We start from the raw sequence: 12,496 nt of genomic DNA, 5'->3' as shown, positions 1-12,496 counted from the left end.
TATGCCACCAGCAGCAAGAATAACCGATATGCATGTTTGCCCGATGGTGACCGGAACCGTTCCGCATGTGGGAGGGCCGATACTTCCCCCGGGATGCGCAACAGTGCTGATTGGCGGACAGCCGGCCGCGCGGGTAGGAGACATGGCAACTTGCACCGGGCCACCTGATACTATAGCTATGGGATCAGGAACTGTAATGATCGGCGGAATGCCCGCAGCAAGATTGGGAGATTCAACAGCACATGGTGGAACAATTGTAAGCGGATTTGGAGCCGTAATGATTGGAGGATAAAAATGGAAAAACAACACTCATTTTTAGGGACAGGATGGAGCTTTCCGCCTGAATTTCAAAAAGAAAACAAAGTAGTGAAAATGCTTCAGGACGAGGAAGACATCAACAGCAGTCTGCACATTTTGTTGACGACCCGTTTGGGCGAACGTATAATGGTGCCTGATTACGGTTGTAACCTCGATGAGTTGCTGTTTAAACCATTGAACCTGACGGTGAAAACCTACGTGATCGACTTGATAAAACGGGCTATTCTTTACCACGAACCACGAATTGATGTCAACAAGATTGCGATTGATCCGGTGAATGAATTGGAAGGCCAACTGCTGATCAACATCGATTACACGATCCGAACGACTAATTCAAGAAGAAATATGGTTTTCCCGTTTTACAAAACCGAGGGTACCGAACTATAAAAACACACTAAATGGCAGGTTGCGGAAAAGACATATTATTAACGCGTGAAGGAACGGAGCAAACACAACGTTTCAGCGAGACGCTTGATCCTTCTTGGGTTAAACTCAATAATTTTGGTTTAAGCGAATGGATGAAGTTTGCCTGGAACTTTGCAGCTCATCTTCAGTATTACGGGGTGGACGACGACGAAGTGCCTTCCGGAAACTGGCAGGATTTCTTTTTCTCGAAAGAGGAATTGGAAGCTTTCCTGGCAAAAGTGAAAGAAGGGCAGGAAATTACACCTCACCTGGCTTTGTTTGTAACCTTTGTAAAGCTGCTGGAGGTTACACAAAAGCATTTTAACAGCCTTACGCAAAGTCACCTCGATTTTTATTTCAACCGGGTATTGAAAATTGAAAAGCAGGCCGCTGTGGGTGATCAGGTTCATATTCTTTTTGAACTGGCAAAAAATGCCGTGGACGAAAAGATTGCAGCAAAAACACAACTGGATGCAGGAAAAGATGCAGCCGGAAAGAAACTGATCTATCAAACAAAAGGAGAGCTGATTGCAAATCAAACCGTTGTGGCACAGCTGAAAAGTGTTTACAACGATCATGATTTCAGTAAAATAAAGGCGGCGGAAGTGGCCAATTCCTTTGACGGATTGGGTGAAGATTTTCCGAATAAAGAAATAAAATGGTGGCCTTTTGGGTATTTCGAACCTGCTCCAAAAGATGGTGATCCCGATTTGCGTGAATATCCCGAATTGGTCGATGCAAAAGTTGGTTTTGCTGTTTCGGGCGAAATACTCGAATTGCAGGAAGGCGAACGCGATGTTTTGATACAATTGAAGTTCGACAGCAACCTCTCCGGAAGTATTTCCCGCGATGATCTGGAAGCCAACCTCGAGGTGTTTTGTACCGGAGAAAAAGGTTGGATCGGACCTTTGGAAATCCTGGCACAGTCAGGAGGAGAGGACGAAGATCCGGTATCATTTAGTTCAGGTGTAAAAAGCGGCGACCTGAAAACACTGAATATTTTGTTTCGGGTTCCGAAAGAGGAAAAAGCGGTGGTGAAATACGATGCAAAAGTACATGCAGAGCATTTCAATGCCAGCTTTCCGGTTTGCCGGGTACTGTTCAAAACCGCTGATCCGGATGCGCACAAGCTCTATCGTGAGCTAATTAGCAAAGAACTGATTTCGGCAAGTGTCAGCGTTTATGTGAAGGGTATCGAAAGCCTTTCCTTGTCGAACGATTTTGGAGACATTAATGCCGCCAAGCCTTTTTATCCTTTCACAACTCAACCTGTCAAAAAATCAAAGTTTAACATCAACTATCCCGAACTATTCAAAAAGAAATGGGGAGATCTTCATGTAAAAATTGACTGGAAAAACACACCGGATACTTTTAAAGAATGGTATGCTGCCTATCGGAAGAGTTTCAAATTTCAGATGACCTCGCTCGATTATAGCAATCAGATTTTTAGCAAAGCTTACATCGATTCACTGACAGCTTCTCCACCTGCCGGAATAGGTAAGGTAGTCGGAATGGCTAAGTTCAATTTTAGCAACCTGATCATTTCGTCTGACGTAGATTTTACGGCTGCAGTTGAGATTTTTCAGAACGAAGACTGGGAATTTGTAGCCAATAAAAAGGAAATCCCCCTGTTTGATACAAAAGAAGATGACGGAGCCTTTTCGATGAATTTTGATGTTTCCAACCCAGAATCAGATGATGATAATACCGGACCCATCCGCTTGTCATTGATTCAGCCTTTCCTTCACGATATGTTCCCGCGACTGTATGCAGTGGCGATGAGTAGTGAAGATAAAAATATACTGATTCCGAATGAACCTTACACACCCTTTGTTGAAAAAATAACACTCGATTATACCGCAAAAGCTGAACTGAAACCCAGTGGAGAAAGCTACGATATCGAGGACTTTGAATTGTTTCACGAACATCCGTTTGGGCAGGCAAAAGAATCGATTACCGGCAAGTTATCCAATAAAATAGTGGCAAAACAGGAAGCCACCAAATTGCGGGCGGTTCCGAATTATTGCAAAGGCGGTGAATTGTACATCGGCCTTGAAAATGCGCAAAAACAGCAGATCGTTTCGTTGCTGATTCAGGTTTTGGAGGGAAGTGAAAATCCGGAGGCAGAATCTTTTGTTGGCAAGCAAAAAGTGGAATGGTGGATGTTGTGTAACAACGACTGGAAACAGTTGGATACGACTGCGATTATAGTCAACGAAACGGATAATTTGCTGAAATCGGGGATTTTGAAATTCACGGTTCCCAAAGAGGCGACCAATGACAATACCTTGCTTCCGGCAGGCTACATGTGGCTGAAGGCCCGGATTCATAAAAAATACAATGCGGTTTCGAAAGCCATCGGAATTCATGCGCAGGCCGTGGTTGCTGAGTTTTCCGATAATGGAAACGATCTTTCGCACCTGAAAAACGGTTTGCCGGGAGATACCATTTCGAAAATGATTTTCAGAATTCCGAAGGTAAAAAGCTTATCGCAGCCTTACAGTTCGTTTGGAGGTACACCCGAAGAAAGCGATGCCGATTACTACCGTCGTGTCAGCGAACGATTGCGACATAAAAACAGGGCCATTTCATTGTGGGATTACGAACACCTGGTGCTTCAGAATTTTCCCGAAATTCATAAAGTAAAATGCCTGAATCACACCTGTTCCAAGATTGTAAACATGCAGCGAAAAACACGTTACCTGGCACCTGGAAGTGTTGTCGTTGTTGTTGTTCCGGATATAGTCAATAAGAATGTGTTTGACATTTATCAGCCGCGGGTGAGTAAAGCCACCTTGAATAAAATTGAAAACTACCTTAAAAAACTCAACTCTCCTTTGATAAATACGGTGGTTATTAATCCCGAATACGAGGAAGTAAAAGTGGTGCTAAAGGTTCAGTTTAATACCGGTTTTGATAATGTCTATTACAAAAAAATACTGAAAGAGGATTTAACCAAACTGTTGTCGCCGTGGGCGTTTGATACCACCGCCGAAATTCGTTTTGGTTTGTCGCTGCACAAAAGCGTGGTGATCAATTATGTCGAGAAACTGCCTTATGTGGATTTTGTAAGCGATGTAAAACTCTTTCAGAAAATCGCCGGAGCGGAAGAAGAAGTAAAAGTAGCCGTTCCGTCAAGCCCCGAAACCATATTGGTGTCCTCAAAAGCACATGTTGTGGATGACCTGATAAACGACTGTTCCAAAAAAGAAATTGAACCAGCAGAAAAATGTCAGAGCTAACAAAACATATTACCATACCCAAAGACGTGGCATCGCACGATGATCAGGATTATGCATTCCTGCGACAGAAAGGACAGGAATACATCGAACAGCTTTCCGGAAAAGTATGGACGGATTACAACGAACACGATCCGGGCATCAGCATCATGGAGGTGCTGTGTTATGCGATAACTGATCTTGGTGCGCGCATCAGTATGCCGCTCGAGAACATTCTTACTCCTCCGGCAGGAAGCGGGTTTATTAGTGATCAATTTTTTAAAGCCACTCAGATACTGCCGTCGAAACCTGTAACGGAAGCCGACTATCGCAAGCTTTTTATCGACATTGAAGGCGTTAAGAATTGTTGGCTGAAGAAATACGAGAAAACAGTTTATGTGGATTGTAAACATGATCTGCTCTCGTATGATCCGGATGATTTTTCGGGGCTTGAAAAACACAACAAAAATGAATTTATCCTGAATGGATTGTACCGGGTTATTGTGGATTTTGACGAGCAGTTTTTGAGTGAGTTTGAAGATGAAGACGCGAAAAAGGAGGAAATCAAAAAGCAGATCATCGACACATACCATAAAAACCGCAATTTGTGCGAGGACCTGGTGGAAGTGGAAGAGGTAACAACCTTTCCGGTGCAGGTTTGTGCCAGCATTGAAGTGGAAGCGGATGTGGATGAGGAAAGAGTACATGCGCAGATTTTACGTGCCATCGATAAGTATTTGTCGCCCGATATCTGGTTTTATTCCCTGCAGCAAATGTTTGACAGGGGATATACCTCGGATCAGATTTTTGCCGGCCCGGTTCTGGAAAATGGTTTTATCGATTCGCAGGAACTGGAAAAGGCCCGGCTGAGAAAAGAAGTCCGACTTTCGGATTTGATGCAGCTGGTGATGAACATCGAGGGCGTGAAACTGATCAAAGACATGTCGGTCAACGATTGCGCAAATCCTGCAAGCGACAAAGACGTATGGCTGGTTTGCGTTCCGGACGATAAAAAGCCAGTTCGTTGTCATCTCAGTGCTTTTTCTTATTACAAAGGCGTTCTTCCGGTCAACATAAATAAGAAGGCGGTTAATGCCTATCTCGCAACGTTTGAGGAAGAGGAAAAAGCTTTGCAGGAGGAGGCCAAAATCGGAAAAGAGATTCTTGTACCTGAAGGAGAGTACCTGCAAACCGGGGAGACAACTACCATTCAGAATGATTTTCCTGAAACCTACGGAATTGGGCCGGTTGGTTTGCCCAAACGTTCCACTGTTGCCCGAAAGGCACAAGCCAAACAACTGAAAGCTTATTTGTTGTTTTTTGACCAGGTTTTTGCCAGCTATTTTGCTCACCTGGGTAAGGTGAAAGATTTGCTGTCGGTAAACAATGAACTTTCAAAAACCTACTTCACACAGGCCGTTAGCGACATAAAAAACTTCCATGAAATCGTTCAGGATTATCCCCTGGAGGATGACGATTTGCTGACAGAACAATTGTTGGCTGACCTGGACGATAATATTGCGCGAAAGAACCGCTTACTCGATCACCTGCTGGCCCGTTTTGCCGAGCGATTCAGTGAATATGCTTTTCTGATGAAAACTTTGTATGGAAAATTTGCCGATCAGTCGATTGTGGATACCAAGCAACTTTTCCTGTCAGAATACGGCGAAATCACGGATGCTGACAACAACATCGAAAACAAGGGAATCAGTAACTGGCGCGGAAGTGCTTTTAACTATTTTGAACAGGCGAACGAGGATCTTTGGGATACCGAAAATGTGGCCGGAGTTCAAAAACGAATTGCCCGTTTGTGTGGAATGAAAGATTACAGCCGCCGCAATCTCTCTGAATCGTTTGTTGAAGTGTACGATTTGATCGATTCCGAGGGAGAAAAAGTATATCGATGGCGGATCAAAGATACAACCGGAACCCCGGCTTTGTCGGCTACGGTCAACTACAAATCGCCCCGGTATGCAGAAGACGAGATGTATTTCTCGATTCTGAAAGTGATCGAAACTTCACCTGAAACCATCCAAGAAGCTTTTCGGAATGAAATCGGTGATGAGTACGAGGTAGGGAATTTTGAAATACAAAAAGCAGAAAGCGGAATGTATTCGTTTGACGTGATCAACACCGAGGCCGATCCCAGCAGCGTGGACCGGATTATCGCCCGTCAGTTTTTGTATTATGAAACACAGGAGGAACTGAAAGATGCCATTATCAGCCTGATCGACTTCCTGAGAAACGATTTCACGGATGAAGGGATGTATATCGTTGAGCACATTCTTTTGCGTCCGGATGTCACCGCGGAAGAAGGATTAGCAGACGAATTTATGCCGGTTTGCACCGACAACTGTGAGAATTGCGAACCCATCGATCCGTATTCGTACCGGGTAACCGTTGTGTTGCCGGGCTGGACGTACCGTTTCAGTAACATGGATTTCCGGAATTTTATGGAAGAGCTTATCCGCCGCGAACTTCCGGCACATATTCTTGCCCGGATTTGCTGGATTGGCGACCGCAAAGGCAGCGTTGAAGATGAGAAGAATGACATGCTTCATTTCGAGAAAGATTACAAAGCCTTTTTGCTGGCCAAAACAAACATCGGGCAGGCACAGGACAAAACAGCATTGAAGAATTTGATAAAGTCAATCACCGAATTAAACACCATTTATCCATCTGGCAGGTTAATCGATTGCGACGATGAGGAAGATTCACTGCAAGGCCGGATCATATTGGGGAGAACAAACATTGGAAACCTTTAATTACAGAAGCAATGACACCGAAACTAACAGAAATTACTACCAAGTACCATACATTTGTCGAAAACCAGGTACTCACGGATGTACAACTAAACGAATTTATCGAATATTTCGATGATCAGGACCGGCTGACCCGGGCATTTTTGATCGGTGTAGGCACCGTTTGTGGTTTTGAGGTTTCCCGATCGGGCGCCAACATTGTGTTGACACAGGGCGTTGGAATTACCACCGATGGCGATTTACTGCAACTGAAAGAGGAGGGAGTCTCGCCTAAAAAACTGGTAAAGAATTCAGTTACCTATTCCCATTATAAAAAGTTTGACGATAACGAGGCTGCTTATGCGCCTTTCCGAAAACTTGTGGGTAGCGAAGAACTTACCACTACTGTGATGGATCTTTATGAGATTCTACCCACAGCGGTTGAAAATTCTTCGCCTTTGAGTGAACTGCCCAACCTGAATGAAATGGCGGTTTTGCTTTACCTTGAATCATACGCTGACGACGGCGACTTATGTACTGCCATTGATTGCGACAACCAGGGAATTGCACAGATCAATCGCCTACGGGTGTTACTGGTTTCCAAAGCCGATGCAGAATACATCGCTGCCAACGATTCTATCTTTTCAGCGCACAATAAAATCGATCAGTATTTTGATCTTCCTTCAGTGGCGGTGCGACGTGTTGTACTGAACCAGATCAATACTTCAAAATACGAAGAACTGAAACGCGCTTATCATACGGCCATCAACAGCGACGATTTGCTGAAAAACCTAAGTAATGGTATCAGTTTAATCGTGAAGAATTTTGGCGGACTTTTGCAGCTCGGAATCAGCCCGGCTACACTCAATTCAACCTTAAACAGTTTGAAGGCACAGTTTACATTCGCGGCTTACAAAACGCCTTTCGATATTCAGTATCGCTACGATTATTTAAAAGACCTGGTGGATACGTACGATGAAATCAGGCAGGAATTACTGAGCCTGAAAGAAATTTGTTCGCCCGATGTGAATGCTTTTCCGAAACATTTGTTGCTGGGATTGCTTTCGGAAATAAACACTGTTCCCAAACACCTGCGTCACGGCTTTTACCGCTCGCCGGCTTTAAGCAGTTGCGATAAATTGGAAAAAGTAAAGTCGCTGGTGCTTCGTTTGTTGGAGCAGATCAAGAACTACGGAATAAAGGTCGGTGCAATAAAAATAACGCCTTCGAATAAATTACCGGAATTGGGCAAACGCAGTATTCCGTTTTATTACAACGTAGGTACGGCTTTTCTGAAAAACTGGGATTTTTCCAAAACGAAAATATTCCGGGAGAAATTTAACCTGAGTTATCGCACGGAGAACCTTTCTACTGCACCACAAATTCAAAACCCACTCGCTTTTAATACTGATTCTTCTGATTTTCTCAGAATTGAAGGGCACCAGGGCAAAGATTACCGCGATGTGCTGGAAGAGTTGGACGACCTGAAAAAAGAATACGGACTTTCGTTCGACGTAAAGGCACTTTCAGTAAATATCAATACCGAAACGCTCGATATCGACGATTATGAATGCGAGTTCGAGGACCTGAAAGTGATGTTAAAAGCCTGGACCTCGGAACAGGATTGTATTTTGGCGCAGGTATCCAGTTTCTTTTCGGGCTTTAGCACCCGGGTTCCGGGAGCCAACATAAAAGAGGCGGAACTCGATCTCAAATCAAATCTGAAAGTCGCCTCCATTTCTACCAACTACCGAAGCGTTGATTACAATACAACTTTTCTGAAAGAGGCTACGGTGAGCAAAACAAAACTGCTCTATCAGGCAGTTGCTGGAAGTTCTGTGATTTCGGATAACATGAGCAGTGTGGAAGATACCCTGGGGGTTGAACTAAAAGCGGCCATCGACGAAAACAAAGGTGGTTCGGCTAACGATATTATTGCCAGTGCACGAACAAAGCTTCAGGAGAAAATAAATACCGAAGAGTGGAATGCCGTGCCCGATATTAAAGATTTTGTAGCCAACAAATCGGTAGAGTTGATGGCGCATACCTACATCATCACACAACGGATGCCGCTCGCGGTTCATTTGGTCGACACGGTTAAGGTGCGCGATTACAAACTTTCGCTTACACAGTTATGCGCGCTGGTTCAGAAATTAAAAGCCGGGTACCAGTCCACTTCTTTGTCGGTGGGGTTACGTGCTTTTATTGGCTTGTTGATTAACCAGCTTTCTACGGTTTGCTGTTCTGGCAAAAAAATGGAAGTCCTTTTGGATGAGATCAATAACCGGAAGGAACAGATCTTACTTCGGCTGCAGCTTTCAAAATTTATTGAGCAGCATCCGGGACTGGAACACAAAGCGGGTGTGGAACCCGGCGGCACCTTTGTTTTGGTGTATAAAAATGCGGAAGTAAGCACTGATACCGGTTCTGTAATCGATCGTGTTTCTGATGCAAACATTTTTTCAAAAGTGGATCTTTCTGCTTCAAAATCCTTACTCTCCAATCAGTTAATGAATGCTGAGAAGTTGACTTTTGCCGAGAGATCGACGGTGCTGAAAAGTGCAACGGAAATATTGAATTACGAAAGCTACATCAACAGGATAAAAGACATTCAATCATTAAATCGTTTGATTGCGCCTTCATCGGTTCCTGACAACACGGTGGTTGCAGACTTTGCATTGCCTTACATGTGTTGCTCCGATTGTGCTCCGGTGAATTTCATCATTGCCAAACAACCGGCAACACTTCGCTTGGAGCGGGATAAATATTGCCTGTTGACCGATACGGAGCCGATTTTGTACGAAGTCAGCCCGGCAGATGGTGTAGTGGCGCCCAATCCGGCAGTGGATGGAGTGAGCGTTGAAAACGGCAAAATTGTGATCCTTGCTGATGCATTCCCGGCAACACAAATAGGTGTTCCCATTAAATTTACGGTGGATAACCAGGTAACCGATGCTGTTCTAACAGTTTATGCCGGAATAAAGGCCGATTTTTCGGTGCCACAGGAACCCACCAACCAGGCAACCCACCGTTTTGTGGTAACAGGTGAGAACCTTGAAGGTGCATCTTATTTGTGGGAATTTGGAGACGGAGCTACCTCCAGCGAAGCAACACCTTCGCATACCTACAAATTGCCGGTAAACGAAGAAAACAAAGTGACCGTTAGCCTGACTGTTACGGCTTCAAACGGAATTTGCAAATATACGGTTGAACACGATATCGCCTTTGTAGAAATTAAGCCGGCCGTTCAGTTGGATGCTACCGAGTATTGTGCCAACGATAAAAACGAATACGCATTTGCGGTAAGTCCCGAAAATGCCCAGGTTGTAATTTCCGGGCCGGGTGTGATCCCAAATAATGCGGGAGGATTTAGTTTTATCCCGGCTGCCGCTACCGTTGGAACCTTTGGGTTCCTGGTAAACGGCGAAGACGCTGGTTTTAATGTTACATTATTCGCCCCTCCTGTGGCCGGTATTTCTCCGAAACAGGTCGGCAATCAGTTGATTATTTCGAATACTTCGAAGAACGCGAACAAGTTCGATTGGTCGATCAATGGTACGCCACAGAGCACCACGAATCTTAATCCGATTGTGATCAATCTTACGCCAAACAGTCCGACTGAATGGCGAATAGCACAGGTAGCTGCGGGAGCAGCAGTTTGCCCGGTGAGCCGGACTTCTGTTGGAATAACCACCAAATATGTGGAGGAACCGCCGGTAAGCAACTGTGTGGATGAAGCAAAAACAGCGATTCTCAGGGACTTGAAAATTCTGTTAGCGACCAAGCCTGACGAAGCCGGAGTGATTGGAAACATTCTCGTTCAAACACAAAGTATTTATGGTGGTACAAGTGGTTTCAACAAAGGGGTAATCGACCGGATCGATGAGTTCCTGAGCGGAAAAGCCAACAGCGAGGTTCAGGTTATGTTTGAAAAACTTTGGTTTGAAACATTCAACATGATCATTAAAACGAGCACGCAGCCCGAAATTCAGAAACTACTGATGATCTTGTTCGAACTTCAGATCCGGCTGTTCTACAATGTAATGGGTTGTCAGAGCAACGAAACGCTCAAAGCGTTTGGTGATATTCTGAACGACTTGCTCAACCAGCTAGTACAGTACTTTGAAGAACTGAAGGAACGTAAGATTTCATTCAGTGAAGCAATGAAAGCTTTTATAAAAAACTATGCAGAAAAAGTCGCCGACCGGCTTTTCCTGGCCGAGCAGACAAAATTTATAGTTGATAATGTATTAATCTGATTTGGCAACATTTGGCAACCATATTATAAACAGGGTTTTGGTGGATGTAAATCTTCGGAACGAAGAGACAGCCCACCAGATCAAAGATAACATCAGTGGGTTCTTGCAAAACGAGGTATTTCCTGAGTTGGAAAGTCTGTTGGATGAATTGAATGCAGGAAATCAGATCGTTCGATACAAGCAACTTGTTTTTGACCTGAAAATCGAAAATTGGGAGCAGCGTCATCAGGTAAAAAAAGAGCTGGTGCAGAACCTTCGGCAAAATATTGTCGAGTCGTTGGGTGTAAAGGTCCCTGCAAACGGGGAACGGTGGCGACTGGATGGAACCGGAAAAATTGCGAGCACCGGTTTGCAGGGTGAATTTGTAAGTCCTGAACAGAAAAATCGCAAAACGCTTTTGTTTTTTCTGGAGCATGGCTACTTGCCCTGGTACGGGAAACGAACGAATTTGGAGGAGCTGGTGGAGGAAAAGACATGGGAGAAACTGGTAAGTGACAATTCTTTTTCTGTTCAGCTGATTTCACTTTTTGCAAATAAAGAGAGTGCATTAAAACGCTTTGTTTTTCAGTTTTCTCACTCGCAGATTCTCTCTTTTATAGATGCCGCTAATCCTGTTTTTACTGATCGCTCCGGGTTTGAGAAGTTTCTGCAAACACTTTCAGCAACAACTCAAAAATTACTCATCGAGTATTTACTATGGGTTTCTGTGTCCTCCGGAAAAGAAATTTTCGGAAGTAGATTTTTGCAGCTGTTGCGTACTTTTTTGAAAGAGGGAATAATTTCTGTTTCAGAAAATTCAGACGATATAAATACTGAAATTCATAAAAAAATCGGGAAATACTTGAAGGACAATGTTGTTCGTCGGCATTTTCAAATTGGGGAGGAAGAACTTAAGGAAACTGTGATGTTTGAAGGGCATCACCCGGTCGAACACACAAAAAGGGGGTCTACTAAAAGCAAGGGGTCAATCGTTGAAAATGACCCAACCGTTATTTCAAAAGGATCAGTACATACTGAAAACGAAAAGGAACCGCTGTTTTTCGAAAATGACGCTGGTGAAATCACCGTTCGAAATGCAGGCCAGGTTCTTTTTCATCCTTTTTTGCTTTACTTTTTTGAACACTTCGATTGGCTGGACAAGGAAAGCAAAATCAAACAAGAATACCGGATGCTGGCTTTGCAGGCGGTACATTTTTGTGCCACCGGTGCAGAAACTTTTTGGGAGGAAGAGATGATACTGGAGAAGTTTCTTTGCGGAATTCCACTGGGAACACCCGTTCCCGCTTATAGTTTGCTAACGCCGGAAATAAAAAACGAAGCCAATGAAATGTTGCAACAGCTTGTGGACAACTGGAAAGCACTAAAAAATACTTCGGTGGAAGGAATGCGCGAGATGTTTTTCCAGCGGGATGGAAAACTGGTTCGGACGAATCAGCATTTCAAGCTGATTGTGGAACGCAAAGCACAGGATATTTTGCTGGACAAACTGCCGTGGGGCGTGTCCATCGTAAAATTACCGTGGAGAGAGCAATTGTTATTTGTTGAGTGGTAAGCT

Annotated in this window: 6 protein-coding genes; all 6 read left to right on the top strand. The window is 44.1% G+C overall.

All coding sequences use genetic code 11. The features are described from left to right. The first annotated feature begins 1 nt into the window (after nucleotide 1). From INQ51_RS07890 to INQ51_RS07865, 6 genes are read left to right on the top strand one after another with little or no spacing between them, the layout of a single operon-like run. Nucleotides 2-292 (top strand): PAAR domain-containing protein, encoded by a 291-nt coding sequence (locus tag INQ51_RS07890; protein WP_233377430.1) that lies wholly within the window; start codon nucleotides 2-4, stop codon nucleotides 290-292. A 2-nt stretch (nucleotides 293-294) separates the two neighbouring features. Then, nucleotides 295-705 (top strand): GPW/gp25 family protein, encoded by a 411-nt coding sequence (locus INQ51_RS07885; RefSeq protein ID WP_233377429.1) that lies wholly within the window; start codon nucleotides 295-297, stop codon nucleotides 703-705. Nucleotides 706-716: 11 nt separating this feature from the next. After that, nucleotides 717-3,965 (top strand): baseplate J/gp47 family protein, encoded by a 3,249-nt coding sequence (locus INQ51_RS07880; protein ID WP_233377428.1) that lies wholly within the window; start codon nucleotides 717-719, stop codon nucleotides 3,963-3,965. Continuing rightward, nucleotides 3,953-6,706 carry a hypothetical protein gene (locus INQ51_RS07875; RefSeq protein WP_233377427.1) on the top strand — a complete coding sequence of 918 codons (2,754 nt, stop codon included), beginning with the start codon at nucleotides 3,953-3,955 and terminating at the stop codon, nucleotides 6,704-6,706. The genes INQ51_RS07880 and INQ51_RS07875 overlap by 13 nt, the downstream gene beginning before the upstream one ends. Nucleotides 6,707-6,717: 11 nt before the next feature. Further along, nucleotides 6,718-10,941 (top strand): PKD domain-containing protein, encoded by a 4,224-nt coding sequence (locus INQ51_RS07870; protein ID WP_233377426.1) that lies wholly within the window; start codon nucleotides 6,718-6,720, stop codon nucleotides 10,939-10,941. Nucleotide 10,942: 1 nt separating this feature from the next. After that, nucleotides 10,943-12,493 (top strand): contractile injection system tape measure protein, encoded by a 1,551-nt coding sequence (locus tag INQ51_RS07865; RefSeq protein WP_233377425.1) that lies wholly within the window; start codon nucleotides 10,943-10,945, stop codon nucleotides 12,491-12,493. Nucleotides 12,494-12,496 lie beyond the last annotated feature (3 nt).

Origin of the sequence: Maribellus sp. CM-23, assembly GCF_021354595.1 — a bacterium.
Lineage (GTDB): Bacteria > Bacteroidota > Bacteroidia > Bacteroidales > Prolixibacteraceae > Draconibacterium.
The sequence above is the reverse complement of the archived record's forward strand: the minus strand, read 5'-3'. Positions and strand labels throughout refer to the sequence as shown.